Source organism: Ruegeria sp. AN11, assembly GCF_056536005.1.
Window position 1 is genome coordinate 3,462,029 of the sequence record NZ_JBQFJD010000001.1, and the last position, 16,041, is coordinate 3,478,069.

The 16,041-nt window shown below is 58.4% G+C and carries 14 protein-coding genes; 3 read left to right on the forward strand and 11 right to left on the reverse strand.

Annotated elements, in window-relative coordinates:
- The first annotated feature begins 71 nt into the window (after window positions 1-71).
- Window positions 72-989, forward strand: a complete 918-nt coding sequence (locus ACR3EQ_RS17220) for a LysR substrate-binding domain-containing protein (protein ID WP_480441780.1) — start codon at window positions 72-74, stop codon at window positions 987-989.
- Between the two features lie 253 nt (window positions 990-1,242).
- Here ACR3EQ_RS17220 and ACR3EQ_RS17225 read toward each other — a convergent pair whose 3' ends face one another.
- From ACR3EQ_RS17225 to rpsJ, 5 genes are all read right to left on the reverse strand, one after another.
- Window positions 1,243-2,277 (reverse strand): fatty acid desaturase, encoded by a 1,035-nt coding sequence (locus tag ACR3EQ_RS17225; protein WP_170615808.1) that lies wholly within the window; start codon window positions 2,275-2,277, stop codon window positions 1,243-1,245.
- 170 nt (window positions 2,278-2,447) lie between these two features.
- On the reverse strand, window positions 2,448-2,744 hold the full coding sequence (locus ACR3EQ_RS17230; protein WP_170615810.1) for a 50S ribosomal protein L23: 297 nt from the start codon (window positions 2,742-2,744) through the stop codon (window positions 2,448-2,450).
- Complete coding sequence (gene rplD / locus ACR3EQ_RS17235) at window positions 2,741-3,358, reverse strand: 50S ribosomal protein L4 (RefSeq protein ID WP_170334382.1); 618 nt, start codon at window positions 3,356-3,358, stop codon at window positions 2,741-2,743. Before rplD ends, ACR3EQ_RS17230 begins: the two co-directional genes overlap by 4 nt.
- A complete protein-coding gene (rplC, locus tag ACR3EQ_RS17240; RefSeq protein ID WP_170615812.1) occupies window positions 3,355-4,080 on the reverse strand; it encodes a 50S ribosomal protein L3 in 726 nt (241 codons plus the stop codon). The genes rplD and rplC overlap by 4 nt, the downstream gene beginning before the upstream one ends.
- A gap of 15 nt (window positions 4,081-4,095) precedes the next feature.
- Window positions 4,096-4,410 (reverse strand): 30S ribosomal protein S10, encoded by a 315-nt coding sequence (gene rpsJ, locus ACR3EQ_RS17245; protein ID WP_008756422.1) that lies wholly within the window; start codon window positions 4,408-4,410, stop codon window positions 4,096-4,098.
- Between the two features lie 278 nt (window positions 4,411-4,688).
- Here rpsJ and ACR3EQ_RS17250 point away from each other — a divergent pair, with 278 nt between their 5' ends.
- Window positions 4,689-6,410, forward strand: a complete 1,722-nt coding sequence (locus ACR3EQ_RS17250; protein WP_480491337.1) for an amidohydrolase — start codon at window positions 4,689-4,691, stop codon at window positions 6,408-6,410.
- 196 nt (window positions 6,411-6,606) lie between these two features.
- Here ACR3EQ_RS17250 and ACR3EQ_RS17255 read toward each other — a convergent pair whose 3' ends face one another.
- The gene (locus ACR3EQ_RS17255; protein ID WP_480491339.1) at window positions 6,607-7,269 is read right to left on the reverse strand and encodes a hypothetical protein; all 663 of its coding nucleotides are present in this window, start codon (window positions 7,267-7,269) and stop codon (window positions 6,607-6,609) included.
- Between the two features lie 165 nt (window positions 7,270-7,434).
- Between ACR3EQ_RS17255 and ACR3EQ_RS17260 the strand changes: the two genes are divergently transcribed.
- The gene (locus tag ACR3EQ_RS17260) at window positions 7,435-8,337 is read left to right on the forward strand and encodes a hypothetical protein (protein ID WP_480491341.1); all 903 of its coding nucleotides are present in this window, start codon (window positions 7,435-7,437) and stop codon (window positions 8,335-8,337) included.
- On the opposite strand, the gene ACR3EQ_RS17265 is transcribed toward ACR3EQ_RS17260, so the two are convergent.
- The 5 genes from ACR3EQ_RS17265 to ACR3EQ_RS17285 are packed head-to-tail and all read right to left on the reverse strand — an operon-like array spanning window position 8,338 to window position 16,029.
- On the reverse strand, window positions 8,338-9,540 hold the full coding sequence (locus ACR3EQ_RS17265; RefSeq protein ID WP_170615820.1) for an ABC transporter permease: 1,203 nt from the start codon (window positions 9,538-9,540) through the stop codon (window positions 8,338-8,340).
- On the reverse strand, window positions 9,537-10,289 hold the full coding sequence (locus tag ACR3EQ_RS17270) for an ATP-binding cassette domain-containing protein (RefSeq protein ID WP_170615822.1): 753 nt from the start codon (window positions 10,287-10,289) through the stop codon (window positions 9,537-9,539). The genes ACR3EQ_RS17265 and ACR3EQ_RS17270 overlap by 4 nt, the downstream gene beginning before the upstream one ends.
- Before the next feature lie 3 nt (window positions 10,290-10,292).
- The gene (locus ACR3EQ_RS17275) at window positions 10,293-12,248 is read right to left on the reverse strand and encodes a vWA domain-containing protein (RefSeq protein ID WP_480491343.1); all 1,956 of its coding nucleotides are present in this window, start codon (window positions 12,246-12,248) and stop codon (window positions 10,293-10,295) included.
- Entirely contained in the window at window positions 12,245-13,309 is a 1,065-nt protein-coding gene (locus ACR3EQ_RS17280; protein ID WP_170615824.1) for an SEL1-like repeat protein, read from the reverse strand. The genes ACR3EQ_RS17275 and ACR3EQ_RS17280 overlap by 4 nt, the downstream gene beginning before the upstream one ends.
- Complete coding sequence (locus ACR3EQ_RS17285) at window positions 13,306-16,029, reverse strand: virulence factor SrfC family protein (RefSeq protein ID WP_170615826.1); 2,724 nt, start codon at window positions 16,027-16,029, stop codon at window positions 13,306-13,308. The genes ACR3EQ_RS17280 and ACR3EQ_RS17285 overlap by 4 nt, the downstream gene beginning before the upstream one ends.
- Window positions 16,030-16,041: the final 12 nt, after the last annotated feature.

Genomic DNA, 16,041 nt, shown 5'->3' on the forward strand with positions numbered 1-16,041 from the left:
CCGAGCCTAGCCGACAGGTATTATCGACCGCAAAAGATCGTTTTTCATTGCTTGATGAGGGAAATTCACGCGTGAAGAAACGGCAATTACCCCCGTTTTCGGCCGTGAAAGCATTTGAGGCCGCAGCCCGGCATCTGAGCTTCAAAGATGCTGCGGACGAACTTTGCTTAAGCCCTTCAGCAATTTCGCACCAAATCCGCGCATTGGAGGATTATCTCGCAACTGCTCTTTTTCGCCGGGAAGGTAACAGGATCAGTTTGACCGGCACCGGTCGAGACTACGCAGGCCGGCTGACGCAATTGCTGGACAACCTCGAAGACGGCACCAGCGCGGCGAAGGCTGACGCACATGGTCAAACATTGCGGGTCTTGTCCACTCCGGGATTTGCCGCCCGATGGCTTGTGCCACGGATGGGGCGATTTGAGCACGCGAAAGCGGTCAGGCTGCGCATTGCCGAGGGCGCGCCCTCCACAGATTTTGCAACCAACGATGCCGATGTCGTAATCAAGTGGCGCGATGACCCCGAGGTAGGTGTCGATGTCGTGCCATTCCTGAACTCGGCGCGCTACCCGGTCGCTTCACCATCGCTGTTGGAACGCGAAAACATCTCTCATCCAAGGGACCTGTTGCGCTTGACGCTGTTTCGTGACGAAGTTGACGACCAGTGGGCTGAATGGTTCCGTGCCGCAGGCGTTGTTGCCGAGCTTCCGCATGGTGACCCGATTTATCCAAACTGCGAATATGCTTCCACTGCGGCAGAGGCTGGTCTGGGTGTATCGCTTGCCTATGAAGCCGTCATAGGCAGTTCGGTCAACGATGGTCGCCTCGTACGATTGTTCGAGGCCACAACGATTCCATTCACCATCTATGCAATCGCAACGCAACAGGAAAAGCGCGACGACCCACTCGTCAACAGTTTCCGCGAATGGCTGCTCTCTGAGGCCAGGGAAAACGTCGCAAGATCACAACCGATCGAAGCTGCTGAGTAAGAAACCGAGCTCAAGACTTTTTCATTTATTCAGCGTTTTGTCCCATTGTGCAAATTCACAAAAATGACTGCAGCTCTGCCAACTTCCCGTAAACCAGAAAACAATACCCCCGCTTTGGCGGGGGCTTTCATCACTCTGCAAAAACCGGTTCGATCAGAGACCGGAGGACACGACGATGGTGTTACCTATTTCCAGGGTCACGCAGGCTATTTTAAGTCTTTCCGCTTGCCCAACTTTCCGCGGTAACTACCGCTCACCCATACAGCGCCCGCGCCTCCGCAAAGGACAACAGGCGACGGCTCTTTTCATCCCACAAATGCAGACGCGCGTTGGCGAGGCTCTCACGGATGGTCATCCGGTTGCTATTTGCCAGTTCATCATGGTCGCGCAGCACTTCGGTCAGACGGTAGAACGGGATGCGGCTGTACAGGTGGTGGACGTGGTGGATGCCAATATTGGCCGTGAACCACTGCAATATGGATGGCAGGATGTAATGCGAACTGCCGTGCAGGGCGGCCTCGTGCAATTGCCAGTCCTTGTCGGGATCCCATTGCGTCTCTTCAAACTGGTGCTGGACGTAAAAAAGCCAGACGCCAGCCGCGGCGGCAACCAGCGTTGACGGCAGAAAGATCAGCACCATAGGCATCAGGCCACCAAAATAGTAGATCGCCCCCAGCACGGTCAGAATGGCAAGGTTTGTCACCATCGCGCTGACCCAGAATTTCGGAATTCCTGTCAGGCCTAGCGGCAGGCGGTTCTGCAACAGGAACAGATAGCCGGGACCAAAGCCAAACAGGGTGATCGGATGACGATACACGCGGTACCAAAACTGGCTCATCGGCTTCAGTGCGCGGTATTCGTCCACCGTCAGCGTATGGACGTCGCCCATCCCGCGCTTGTCCAGATTACCGGAAGAGTTGTGATGCGTGGAATGCGTACGACGCCAGACGTCATAGGGTGTCAGGGTCAGCACGCCGATCCCCCGCCCGACCCAGTCACTGACCGTCCGGTTCGTGAAAAACGCCCCGTGCCCGCAATCATGCTGTATGGCAAACAGGCGTAGCAGGAACGCCGCATTTATAACCGAGATTGCAAAAGCCAGCCAATAGCTGACCGACAAAGACGCCCACGCCAACGCCCAAAGCGCGATGAAAGGGATTATGGTGGCTCCAAGCTCGAACCAACTGCGCGGCTGGCTCGGTTCCCGATATTTTGCCAGTGTCGACACCCAATCCCGCGCAACGGTCATATCCGGGTTGTCCCGGGTCGAGAAAGAGGATTGGGTCATGCGCCTGCCATATCTTTTGTTTGTTGCATCCCAGATAGACGACCCTACAGGCATAGCAATCCATTTCTTGTCGAGACGCTGGGTTTGGCGCTCAATTTTTGGTGTCGCCACCTAAAGAAAAACCCCCGCTTTCGCGGGGGTCTTATTGGTTTGTCCAAAGACAGTTCCGATCAGAGACCGGTAGAGATATCGATGGTGTTGCCCTCTTCCAGGGTCACGTATGCTTTCTTGACGTCTTTCCGACGGCCCAGCTGGCCGCGGAACCGCTTGACCTTGCCTTTGGTCACGGTGGTGTTCACCGCCTTGACCTTCACACCAAACAGCGCCTCGACGGCCTCTTTGATCTGCGGCTTGTTGCTGTCGATCGCCACTTCAAAGACAACCGCGCCGTTTTCGGACGCCATGGTCGACTTTTCGGTGATGACCGGCTTGCGGATCACGTCGTAGTGTTCTGCCTTCGCGCTCATTTCAGACGAGCCTCCAGTGCTTCGACAGCCGCTTTGGTGAGCACCAGGGTGTCACGCTTGAGGATGTCATAAACGTTTGCACCCATCGACGGCAGGATATCCAGACCTTCGATGTTGCGCGACGCCTTCAGGAAACCTTCGTTCACGGTCGCGCCGTCGATGACCAGAGCGCGTTTCCAGCCCAGGTTTGCAACCTGTTTGGCCAGAGCGGCGGTCTTGCCTTCGGCTTCGGCGTTCTCGATCACAACCAGTTCACCTGCCTTGGCTTTGGCCGACAGAGCGTGGCGCAGGCCAAGCTTGCGGAACTTTTTCGGCAGGTCGTGGCCGTGCGAACGAGGGGTCGGGCCCTTGTAGATACCACCCTTGCGGAAGATCGGCGCGTTGCGGTCACCATGGCGTGCGCCACCGGTGCCCTTCTGGCGATAGATCTTCTTGGTCGAGTAGCTGGTTTCCGAGCGGGTCTTCACCTTGTGGGTGCCGGCCTGCGCGTTGTTGCGCTGCCAACGGACCACACGGTGCAGGATGTCCGCGCGCGGCTCCAGGCCGAACAGGTCTGCATCCAGCTCGATGTTACCGGCTTTGCCGCCGTCCAGTTTGATTACATCAAGTTTCATGCTTCACCACCTTCCGCGGGAGCTTCTTCCGCAGGTGCTTCGGTTGCAGCCGATTTCACAGCAGCCGGGAAAGGCAGGCCTTCCGGTGCTTTCTTCTTGACGGCGTCCTTGACGGTGACCCAGCCCGATTTCGGTCCGGGAACGGCGCCTTTGATGAAGACCAGACCACGGTCGGCGTCGGTTTTGACGACTTCCAGGTTCTGGGTGGTTACACGGGCAGCACCCATGTGACCGGCCATCTTCTTGCCTTTGAACACCTTGCCCGGGTCCTGACACTGACCGGTCGAACCGTGCGAACGGTGGCTGATCGAAACACCGTGCGAGGCGCGCAGACCACCGAAGTTGTGGCGCTTCATCGCACCGGCAAAGCCTTTACCGATCGAGGTACCCGAAACGTCAACCTTCTGACCTGCCAGGAAGTGTTCTGCCGAAATCTCGGCACCTACTTCGATCAGGCCACCTTCAGAGACGCGGAACTCGGCCAGCTTACGCTTGGGCTCGACCTTGGCAGCGGCATAGTGACCGCGCATGGCTTTCGAGGTGCGTTTTGCCTTGGCAGCACCTGCGCCCAGCTGAACGGCGGTGTAGCCGTCTTTGTCAGCGGTACGCTGTGCAACGACCTGCAGGTTGTCCAGGTGAAGAACGGTCACAGGGATCTGCTTGCCGTCTTCCATGAACAGGCGGGTCATGCCAACTTTTTTTGCGATAATACCAGAGCGCATTCTCATACCCTCCGATTACGACTGCAGCTTGATCTCGACGTCCACACCAGCAGCCAGGTCGAGCTTCATCAGCGCGTCCACGGTCTGGGGGGTCGGATCAACGATGTCCAAGAGACGCTTGTGCGTGCGGATCTCGAACTGGTCGCGGGATTTCTTGTCAACGTGAGGGCCACGGAGAACCGTGAACTTCTCGATCTTGTTCGGCAGCGGGATCGGGCCGCGCACGTTCGCGCCGGTCCGCTTGGCAGTGTTGACGATCTCTTGCGTGCTGGCATCCAGAACGCGATAGTCAAATGCCTTCAGCCGAATACGGATGTTTTGGCTTTGCATATTAACAGCCTTTTATCAGGCGTTGAGGTTGAGAGGAGGACAGACGCGCATCGCCAACCCTCATCGAACCCAAAAGGCGGGAATCACCCCGCCTTGATGTTCTTGTCGAGAACTCGCGCGATCTACAGGGGTGTGAGGAGTTTGGCAAGGGTGAATTGATATCGGCTTGGATTTGGCCTTGCCTACTTCGTCGCACGACCAGCAATCAGCCGTAAAGGTCGTTTTTTGGGATTGGTACACTATGATCATATTCGAATTATTCGTTTGGAGAGGTTGCAATGACCAGACTACTTGTTTCGGCTATCGCCATTTTTGCCAGTACATCCCCCGCATTCGCACAGTCCAATCGAAGTAACCCAACTGCCGATTACGCTCTGATCAACGGAGAGGTCCATACGATGGATGCAAGCAGAAGCATTGCAACCGCCGTGGGAATAGAAGGCGATGAAATTGTCTATGTGGGCGATGCGGCTGGATTGAAGGACGTCATCGGCATCGGTACCGAAGTCATCGACCTCAAGGGTAGAATGGCCCTTCCGGGTTTCGTTGATGGGCATATACATGCGGCCGCAGGCGGGTTGATCATGCTTGGCGTGGATCTGCAGACAGATGACAAGGACGAGCTGTTTTCCCGTATCCGCCAGGAAGCCGAAACCAACGACAACGACATAATTCTGGGCTACGGGGTCCGTTTCAACCCATGGACAGACGGAAATCCGACGGCCGCCATGCTCGATGAAATTGAACCTGACCGACCTGTGTTTTTGTGGGCAATCGACGGCCACGCGGCTTGGGTGAATTCCAAGGCGTTGGAAATGGCCGGTGTCGACAAGGACACGCCTGACACAGCGCCGGGTTTTTCGTTTTTTGAACGTGACACCGACGGCAACCCAACCGGGTGGATCGTCGAGGTGCCAGCCCAGATGCAGGTTCTGACATCGCTGATAGACATCAACCCCGAGTTCTTGGCGGACGGTGTTTCGAACTGGCTACAGCGCTTCGCTGCTGCCGGGATCACCGCAGTTCATGACCACGGCATTCAGGGGATGAGCCAGGAAGAAGGCTTTCAGATGATGGCCGATTTCGAGAAAAACGGAGATCTGCCAATACGCTTCATCGGCTCATTCTACTGGAACGACGGGACGATTGACCCCCTTCCCGGCACACAGGAGCTCAGCGACAAGTTCGACTCCGAATTGGTCAAGGCTCGCTATCTGAAGATCAATATTGATGGTGGGGACGACAAATGGAATGCGCTCTATGTGGATCCATATGCCGACAAACCCGAACTTGAGGTCGACCCGATTATTCCGATCAGATTGGTCAAAGACGCGGTGATCCGCGCCGACGCCGCAGGCTTCAACGTCACGTGTCACTGCTTTGGAGATCTGGCGGTACGAACTCTTCTGGACGCCATTGAAGCCGCAATCGAAGTGAACCCTGACCGTGAACGTGCACACAAGATAACGCATGGCACCCTGGTTCATCCCGAGGATTACGCCCGGTTCGGAGAGCTGGGCGTCATATATGACACGACCGGCGCGTGGATGACCTTTGACCCGCTCATGCAGTCCATTTCAACGTCCAGACTGGGTGAAGAGCGCGTGCAGGCGATGTTTCCGGTGAACAGGGTCGCGGACGAGGGTGGCATATTCTCATTCGGTTCGGACTGGCCTGTGTCCGGGTACGTATCCGAGTATCGTCCGCTTGCAGCCATTGAGGCAGGGGTAACACGCCAATTGCGCGGTCGCGCGGATGTTCCGCCGCTGGGCGGAGAAGAGGCCAAAATACCACTGCAACTGGCATTGGAAGCACATACGATCAACGCCGCAAAAGGTATGGCAATGGACGGCGAGATCGGAAGCCTCGAAGTCGGAAAGAAGGCCGATATTGTAGTGCTTGGGGAAAACCTGTTCGAAGTCGAATCATCAGCCATCTCGGATGTCGAAGTTGTCTACACGATCATGGGTGGCGCACTGACGCACCAGAAATCGGATTGAACCGGAGACTTCCTGAACTGCCTGAATTTCGACGACACGTAGCGGGCCGCCCCATTTGGGGCGGATGCTTCAGCTTGACGATGTGCCGAGTTCAAGCCCGGACTGTCTTTGGTCTTCGGAGAAATTCTGCCAAACGCGGGTGCCGACAGCGTGACCATCATCGCGCTTGGCGACGCACGAAAACTATCCTCAAACTTCAAGCCGGCGCACGTTCGAACCCGACCGTGGCCTCGCCTCCGGTTTCGGGCTGCAAGGTCTCGCAACTCGCCTTGCCGTTTTCCGCCAGGGCGCAACTGATCTGGCGCTGATGGATGTAGCCGTTGTCCTGGCAGGCAAGATTTCCAGGCTCGATCAGGTTCAGCTGACCTTGCGCGAATTGCGCCTGAACCGGGCCTTCGCATGTGATCCCATCGTTCGACCGCATGACCTGCTTGCCGTTGCCATTGGTGTCGAAACACATCTGCCAGTCCCGATAGGTGCGAATTTCACCGGAATCGACGTCACGGGTGCGATAGGTGGTGTCCAGCGACCAGCAGCCGTAGAGCATTCCCAGATCCGCCTCGTTCCACCCCTCATCGTGCAGCGGTCCGGTGGCATCGGGTGGGGCCTTGACGCATTGCAGCGCGGCCAGTTCTCTCTCCAACTGAAAGATACGGCGTTCCAGCTCCAGACCGGCTGCTTTCGACACACTCAGTTGCTCCTGCGCGACCAGTTGCGTTTGCGGCTTACAGCCTGTCAGGTCCCGCAGTATCGGGATCTGCAACGCACATGCCTGCAGGATCAGTGCCGCAGAAACACCGGCGAGGCCGACGATGCCGACACTGGCAATCATGACTGGCAGGGTTGATCTGACCGGCATATTCCTTAGCGATACCTAATAATTATCTCAAAAACTCCACTGGCAGAGTTGCGGATATTAGGCCGTTGGTCAATCCGCCCCCTGCCTGAGCAGAATGACAGTTTTCGTTATTTTGCGGGGCGGGGAAGTCGGATAAACTGAAACCTGTATTGGTGGAGTTCGGTCGTGACTGTTTTGAGCCGTCTATTTCGAATTTGGTTTGTCTTGTTTCTTTTTGTCGGCACTATGGCCCACGCCCAGCATCAGGGGCACAACACAACCCGCAGCGTATTGTGGTTCAACGCGATGCCCGATTACAGCCCCGAGGTTGTATCGCGGCACCGTCAGCAAATGGCCCAGTTCCTCGATCAGTATCGCGAAGGCAAGGTTTTCAATGTCACATACGAACGGAACCTGCAGGGTGGTGGCCTGGCGGCGGCTTTGCGGGGCGGGCAATACGATATTCTGATCCTGGACACAGCCAATCAACGCAAGCGGATGAATGCTGAAGACGTGCAGGCCCTGCAGCAGTTTTACGGGGCAGGGCGCCGAACGCTGATGCTGGACGGGTCTTTCGCGATCCGGAACATCAATCATAACCCGACCACGAAGTTTCCGGGCCGGAACGGATCAAGCGGGGCCATTCTGATCAATCAGCTGTCGGCGCTGGCCGAGCGGGGCGGCGGCGTTCTGATCGGGACGGACCATAATATCTGGCAGGTCAACGCCAACGCGGCGCTGGGCGCACTGGTGCCGGGCGCGCGCTTCAAGGGAACCACCAACCCGTCAACGGACGGCGATTTCATCGGCACAACGCTGATCGGTGGGCGCGAGTCCGTGAAGGCACTGGATTTGCTGCGGCATTGGGAATCCGTGCCCAATCAGGGTGAGGCCCCGGTCGGCACGTTTCAGGACTTCAGCGGGCAGCAGATCGTGCTGTATTCGCTTGTCGAAACAGCTGACAAACCCGGTGGCGGGCGCAAGCGGCCTTATATCTCGGCCAGCTATTACCCCGGCGACAACCGTATCCCGATCGACAGCGACGAAGAGATTTTCGACAACCTGCCTACACACAAAAGCGGCAGTTGATCAGGTCGCCCCTTCGCGCAGCACTTCAGCGGGGTCCACACGCGCAGCACTGTGAGCCGCAAAAAAGGCGGCGGCCATCACAAACACCAGTGTCAGAACGATGATGACCAGGCTTTGAAGCAACCCCAGAACGACAAGACCGTTTTCTGCGGTCAGACCGCTGTCAAACAAACGCTCGGCCAGATTGCCCGCGATCCAGAACAGTGCGAAACTGACCAGCAAGCCGATCAATCCGCTGACAAATGCCTGAACGACGGGGAACATCCACAGCTTGCGGGGACCGATCCCCAACAAGGCCAACGAGGCGAGGGTCTGACGCTTGCGCGCGACCTCACCCCAGAACCCGAAGACCAGCGCGGCGGCCAGACCCAGACTGGCAACCCCGGCTGTCAGCAGCAGTGCCAGATTCAGATTGCGTCCCAGGCTGAGGACGCCGCTGACCTCGGCCGTGCGGGCTTCGGTCTGCACGCCAAACCGCTGTTCCAGCCTTGATTGCAGGGCCGCCAGTTCGGTGATGTCGCGGGCAAAGACGCGCATTCCTTCGAATTCGGGCTTGCGTGCAGCGATGTCGCGCCCTTCGGTTATTCCATGCTCGGGCAGGGCGTATTCGTCATAAAAGGCTTCGACCAGATCCAGCACCTCGATATTGGCCAGAACGGACCGGCCGGACAGCGCGGAATCCGGAAGGATCACGACAAGTTCCAGCGGCAGCATCAATTGCCGTTTTCGTTCTGTAGCCTGCGTGAAAATCTGCACAGTGTCGCCCACAGTGAACTCGAGCTGGCGCGCCAGACTGGCGCTGAGGACCACCTGGTCTGCGCCCAGCTCAAGGCCCTTTGGCAAGGTCGGGTCACCTGTGCCCGACGGAACCAGAACAGCGTCCCGCTTGGCGACGGCCCCTTCCTTTCGGACATTGACGAAATCAAAGATCGATCGGGTTTTGGCCGTGGCAAAGGCCGTCTGTTCCCAGCCCGCCACCTCGGCTACGTCGCTTTCAACAAACGCGCTGTTTCCGGTGGTTTCGATCCGCAAGGTCGCCGGGTCGTTCAACAGCCGCCCGATCAGTGCGTCATAAACCCCGTTCTTGACGCCGAAGATCACCATGAGCGGCACCAGGACCCCGGCAAGAATTGCGACATTGCAGATCAAATGTACGCGTTGGCGCAACAGGTCGCGCAGGGCCAGCTCGATCATCAATCTCATGCCGCGTCCCCCGCTGTCGCCACTCCGGTCTGGCCGTGTAGTTGGCTGATGACGTTGGACTGGTTCGCCGGATCCACCAATCCAAGGGCGATCCGGCGGAGCGAAAACTGGTCCAGAAGGTCCAGATCATGGGACGAGATGATTACACCGGCCCCGCCCGAAATGGCCATATCGATCAGCAACCCCATCGCGGTCGAGGCCGCCCCGGGGTCCAGCGCTGCGGTGGGTTCGTCCGCGATCACAAAGGCAGGGCGATGCGCCAGCGCACGGCAGATGGCAACACGCTGACGCTGACCGATAGACAACGCGCCGGGATAGAGCGCGGAAATTTCCGAGATGCCCAATCTTTGCAGCAACTCGCTGCACCATCCCGGATCATCCATACCGACAATCTTTTGCGACAGCGCAACATTGTCAGCCACGGTCAGAAACGGCAAAAGGCCGCCGCTTTGTGGAACGAACCCAAACATCGTCCCGCGAATTTCCGCGGGCGACATGCTGGGATTGTTCCAGATGCCGCCAAAATCCAGCCCATCCTCACCAACTCCGATCAGAAATTTCTTCGCCGTTGATGGACGCCGCAGCAACCCGAGTGTCTCAAGCAACAGGGTCTTGCCCGTGCCGCTGGGGCCGGTCAGGCCTATCGCTTCTCCCGAGGTCAGGCTTAGACCCGGAACATCCAGCGTAAACCGACGTTCCTGATCGCTCAGGCTGACCGAGACACCTTCAAGAAGCAGCTGAGCCGACACGGGTCAGGGCAACACGTCAAAGGGCATGGCAAAGACATGCTCGCCGTCAGGCGCGCCCTCGTAAAGTGCAGTCCAGACGGTGCTGTCAAACAGCCACTTCCGATATTGGGTCAGTTTCTGGCGCATGCCATCGATCACGCTGCGGCGGAACATGGCGCTTTCGGCCCAGCGTTGCTCGCTCATGCCCAGAACCTGGCTTTGATAGGGCAGACGGTCCAGAAACTCCATCGCGCCGCCCAGCGTGTCGGCGTTTGCGTTGACCAGCAGGTCCGGGTTCTGCGCCATATCCGCGATCAGGCCCCGAACCTGCGAGAAGAAATCAAGCGACTGTTCCGAGCTTTGCGCGGTTTCGCCAAAGCGAACCAGATTGTCCAGAAACTCGGCCATGCTGGCCATCTCGTTCTTGGTCACCAGCAGGCGCGGTTCGATGGCAAGCCGGTCGGGTGCTTCGACAGCGCGATTGGACAGCCAGCCCTTGATCACGTCAGGGGCTTGCGTGCCTTTCTGTTCGCCCAGCCAGGCCAGTTGCATGGCGCGGCCCAGTTCGACCAGGCCTTCGCCAGCCTCTTCCGGGTTGAGCACTGTTTTTTCGCCCCGGACGATACGGACATGGTCGGTCAGTGCGGTCACCAGCCGGGTGACGACGCCTTCGAATGCCTGTTCCGAGCCGCCTTCGATGGGGAAATAGTACTCCCGTCCGGCAAAGCGCGAAAGCTCACGGTATTTGGCGGCGGCATAAGCGTGATTGCCCTGCCCGTTGGGGGTTTTGAGGTGCAGCGTCATGACGACGATATTGCGGCCTTCGGCGTCTTTCTGCAGTTCGACGGTTCCGATCTCGGACCGCGCGTTCGGATCCCGCGGGTCCTTCGGCCCAGCGTCGGTCACCAGAATGACATAGCGCGCATCGATCTTGTCGCCGTCACCCTTGGACAATTCCCAATCAATCGTATCAATCGCATCCTCGACGCCAGCAAGGCTGTCTTCGTTGAAACCGGGTGAATTGGCGCGGGCCACATAGGTTGCCTCGCCAATCGCAGACAGAACCGGGCTCTGATCCTGACGCCGTTCCACATCCATCAGAGTTTTGGTGCGGTATTCCAGCTCTGGTACAGCTTCGGTGTTGTCGCGAAATCCGATCACTCCGAAATTGACCAGCTTGCCGATTTCTGTGCCCTCAATCTGACGCACTGTGTTCTGCAGAACGCGCTGTGTGGCCGCGATGTAAGGTTCCATCGACTGTGTCGTGTCCAGAACAAAGACGATGCCCACATCAAAGGCCGCCGGATCGCCCTGCAGTTCCTGTGCGCCAGCCGTATCCTCTTGTTTCGGGACCGAGGCCACCTGCATCAGCAGGACCTCGTCATAGGTCAGCGGATGCAACGCTTCGGTGAAATCGAGGATCGGCATCAGATACAGTTCGTCGCGGATATTGACGAATTCCTGTGGTTCGACCGAGACGACACCATTCTGACCGTCAACAACACCGGCCGAGGCTTCGGCGACCAGACGCTCCTGCACATCGCGCAGCGCTTCGTGGTTCATCAGCCAATCCAAGTTTTGCTGCGTATCGAACAGCAGTTGACGGCTGCGACCGGCGGAGTTGGTAAAGGCACCGACAATGTTCTGCTTCCAGGGTACGGTACCGGGCTCCTGCACCCAGCCTTCGGGCGCGATATTCGGGCTTGGGCCAACTTCAAGCCAACCGTCTTGCCGTGCAAAGACATAAAGCGGCTGAAAGGCCGGATAGGTCGATTGCGCAGGGCCGTTTGCCGACGGGTGAAGTGTGGTACCGGGGCGGGTCAGGACCCGTTCATAGATTGTTTGGGTCCCTTCAAGCAGCAGGGGTTTGCGTTGCTGTGCCTCCGCACCAGCCGCCCCAAACGCCCAGAGCAATGCAAAGACGGCAACGAACCGGAGTATCAGGGCAGGGTGCATGGTTTTCAGGGTCCTCTGGGTCACTGGCAATAATCTTCAAACGCGCTTTTCGACAGGGAATCGGACTTGATCCGCAAACGTGTACAGACCGCTGCCAGGCGATCCGCTGCTTCCTGGGAGCCGGCCTTGACGGCCCTGTCGTAATACTCCGCCGCCAGGGACGGCTTATCAGGGAATGTCAGGCCGATCTGACCTTCGATAACGTCATCCGTGACGCCGCTGTCGTAAATTGAGCCGAACATGGCAAGCGCCTGGGCATCTCCGGCAAGGGCCGCTTTTTCGACAAGACCCAGTGCGTCATCGGCCGACAAACTGCCACCGCATTCGCGCATTTTGCCTGCCACCGCGTCGAAACCTTGCGACGAAAGTTCGGCAAACTGAGACATGGCGCAGGCATTCTGTACCGGGTCCGGTTCAGGTTCGGGCGCGGGTTCCGGCTCAGTCACTTCGACCGGGTCATCTTCCGGCGTGGTGCCCGGCATCAGGAACAGATAGGCAAGCGCGGCAAGGACCGCTGCCACCACGACCCCGCCGATAATCAATCCGGACTTGCTGGATTTTCCTTCGGATTCTTCCTCTGACGTACCTGACGGGGCGACGCTGCCCTTGCCTTCCAGATTGCTTTCAGGTGACTTTGCGTCCCCATCATCGCCCACGTCGACACCACTTTCGGCATCGTCTGTCTGCGGTTGCGCCACCATTACGGTTGGTGCCTTGACTTCGGGTGCCGTGCCGGTGCCGCCGATGCCACCAATGACGGCCTCGTCCGGGCCTGCATTGATATCGTCAGGCCAATAGGTGTCCCAACTGCCGCCGCCCACTTCGATCCGAACGGGTGTATCTTCTTCGATGTGGTTTACAACCTCGGGTCCGACGACCAGTCGCAGCGAGTCGCCGCCCTGTTCGGCGGTGCGCGCCGGGATACTCGCTCGGTTCGGCTGCCAGCCATCCGCGCCCAGCCATTTCTGCTGATAGCTGTTGAACACCGCAACGCTGACCGGATCATCATCGGCGGTCGCACCGGATATGGTGATTTCGGCAAAGCCACCGCGAGGATGTTTGGGATCTGGTTTGATCTCGATCACGAGGGTTGCTCCGCGTTGACTGTCAGCTCGTTGAGGACGCCGCCCAGTTTGATGTTCTGTTCAATATTTACCGTGCCGGCATCACCGTCCTTGGCGTTTTCTACAAACAGCGCGTCCAATGCGAATACCCAATCCGTCCAGGTATCTGTCGCGGCTGCGCGCGGCACTTCCGGCAGGCTTTCGGCAGTATCTGCGCCCTTGTGTTTTTCGAACGCTTTCCTGCTTGCTCCTTCGCCAAGATCAATGTCCAGACCCTGTCCATTAAACATGTCGCGGGCGCCAAGCGTAGTGACAAAATTATTAATTCGTTCCGAGCAGACAATGGCGGCAGACGGCGCCTGCTTGTCGACGGTCAGGCTGTAAGAAATGCTTCGCAGCAGTTCCATAATGCCGCTCTGGACATTGGTGCGCGAGAAACCGTGCACCATTTCATTCACCAGATCGCCGGCTTTTTCCGGCGTCAGTTGGAAGATGGCCAGCCGTTCTTCATCCTCACGGAACCGGTTAAGGCCCTCGACCCAGACGGAAATCGCGGTATCTGCCTGAAAGGTTTCGGGTGTCATGGTGCGGATTGACTTTGTCTTTGGCTTGTCATCCTCGGCCTCGGGCGTTTCAGGCGGTGCTGCATTGGCCTGCGAGGTCGGGGCCGATGGTCTGGCCGGTGCGCCGGGACGTAACGGTGCGCCGGGGCGCGCCGGGCTTGCTGCGCTGGTCGCGGCCGCCGGCGTTACTGCGGCAGGTTTGTGCGCTTCGTTTGCAACCGCGTTCGTGATGCGGATTGACGAAGGCACCCGCGAAATCCGGTCCTGCACCGCATCCTGATCCACCGACAACGCATTCAGGAAGGCACCGAACCGGTGGTTGGACAAGGTCAGTTCAAGACTGTCGATGATACCGGCGGCGGCCAGTCTCTTTTCCTCGATCCGTTTTTCGACGTCATCGGAGATGTAGAACTGGGCCAGTTCCTGATGCAGATTGGCGGCGACCGCTTCGATCTGATTGCTGATCTGGCGCAGTTTGCTTTCGGGTTTGCAGACTTTCGTCAGTTCTTCGATCAGATAGCTGACGCCACCATCGTTCAGGCCCAGGGCCGCTTCCCATGCCCGTTCGGGATCCTTGAAGTGCTTTTGCACCGGTTCCGCCTGAAGGCAGCCCGCCTTGAGTTCGGCCAGGCGGTTGACCTTGTCGGGGATGATCTCGACCTCGCGCTCATCCTCGTATTTGATCAGCGCTTCGATCGGATAATAGGGGTTTCGCAACCAGTAGCAGTTGGTGAACGGTTCGGTCCCGGCCCATTTGTGAACCCAAGACGTTGGCACCTTGCCGAACCCTTTCAGCAAGGACGCATCCATGCGCCGCTCGAACCGCTCGTAATCCTCGGCGCCCGAGGCGCTGTCGATCAGGTGTTTGTCGAACTTGGTCATGACGAAGAACAGAATACAGTCGTTCTTTGCCCGTTCATCCGGGGTCGCGCCGTGGGTCAGCTCGATCCACTGCTCGACCAGTCCCGGCAAGCTGAGCGTTTCCATGTTGCTGTCAGGCACACACAGCAGCATCGAGGTGATTTCCTGGTTCGAAACGTAGCGGTCGAACAGATAGGCCACCTTGCCGCGCAACAGCATGTTGGTCACGGCTTCTTCGGGATTGCGAAGGGTGACTGACAGCGGTGCCTCAAACCGGTTGCGGGCCCCGGGAAAGTCCAGCAGATCGGTTTCGGCAAACAGGGGTGATGGCTGTTCTTCCATCGGAAAGACCAGTTCCGCCGCCAGCGCGGTTGTCACCGCCCGGTTCAGCTGACCGTTTTGCCCGGCGGCGGTCTGGATATTCAGCATATCCTCGCCCTCCGGTCCAAACAAACCCGACAGGGTGTTGACGTCGATGATTGAGGTCTCGCGCGGCTGCAGCGAATCCAGCGAGGCGTAGATCACCTCGGCATGGTTGATCGTCGCCAGCGCTTTAGACAGTTTGATGTACAGGTTGGTCAGCGGCTCGTACCCGCCCCACAGAATTGACAGGAACTGACCCCGGTCTTCGGGTGTCAGGCGCGGTGCCAGTTCGGCCGCTTCGTCCCAGAACCCGCCCAGATTGAAGGCGTATGACGATTTGCTGACCCATTTCTGGACGTAATCGGCAATCTCGTAGACTTCTTCATAGTCGATCCCGCCGGTGGGTGCTGGCTGCGCCTTGCCCGAATGAGTCGAAAAATGAGCCCCCAGCGATTCCGGTGTCGGCGGCTCTTCGGACAGGTCGCCATCCTCGTAGAAGCTGTTGATCAGCGTGCGCGCGATGTCGGCTTCCGTCAGCAGGTTGAGCTGGATCGGATACCCGTCCGGCGTCGGGGCCTTGGTCATGGTGAACCGCGTCACCAGCCCGGTGGACTCGCCGTCGCCTGCCGGATTCACCTGGCTGATATAGTCAAGCTTGCCGCCCGGGCCGTTGAAATCGGCCACCAGACGCCCCTCGTTCGGGCGGGCCAGAACCGAGACCAGAAAGGACTTGCCGGCCTGCGAGGGACCGAAAACACTGACGCTCATCTTGGTTTGCGAAGCGCGCCCCAGTCGTTCGGCCCGCCTTGCAGCTTTGCGCAGAACCTTGGGCAGATGGGCGACGCGGCCCTCGACGGTCTGCGCGTTCTCGGGATCATTGATCCATTCCAGCGCGGCGCGGGACAGGCGGGCGACATCGGTGCAGCGGTTGGTAAGGGCGTCTTGTTGGCTCATATCATCGTCTCA

Coding starts and splice junctions, on each gene's coding strand:
- ACR3EQ_RS17225 (WP_170615808.1), bottom strand. CDS start 2,277: ATGACCCAATCCTCTTTCTCGACCCGGGACAACCCGGATATGACCGTT.
- ACR3EQ_RS17230 (WP_170615810.1), bottom strand. CDS start 2,744: ATGAGCGCGAAGGCAGAACACTACGACGTGATCCGCAAGCCGGTCATC.
- rplD (WP_170334382.1), bottom strand. CDS start 3,358: ATGAAACTTGATGTAATCAAACTGGACGGCGGCAAAGCCGGTAACATC.
- rplC (WP_170615812.1), bottom strand. CDS start 4,080: ATGCGCTCTGGTATTATCGCAAAAAAAGTTGGCATGACCCGCCTGTTC.
- rpsJ (WP_008756422.1), bottom strand. CDS start 4,410: ATGCAAAGCCAAAACATCCGTATTCGGCTGAAGGCATTTGACTATCGC.
- ACR3EQ_RS17250 (WP_480491337.1), top strand. CDS start 4,689: ATGACCAGACTACTTGTTTCGGCTATCGCCATTTTTGCCAGTACATCC.
- ACR3EQ_RS17255 (WP_480491339.1), bottom strand. CDS start 7,269: ATGCCGGTCAGATCAACCCTGCCAGTCATGATTGCCAGTGTCGGCATC.
- ACR3EQ_RS17265 (WP_170615820.1), bottom strand. CDS start 9,540: ATGAGATTGATGATCGAGCTGGCCCTGCGCGACCTGTTGCGCCAACGC.
- ACR3EQ_RS17285 (WP_170615826.1), bottom strand. CDS start 16,029: ATGAGCCAACAAGACGCCCTTACCAACCGCTGCACCGATGTCGCCCGC.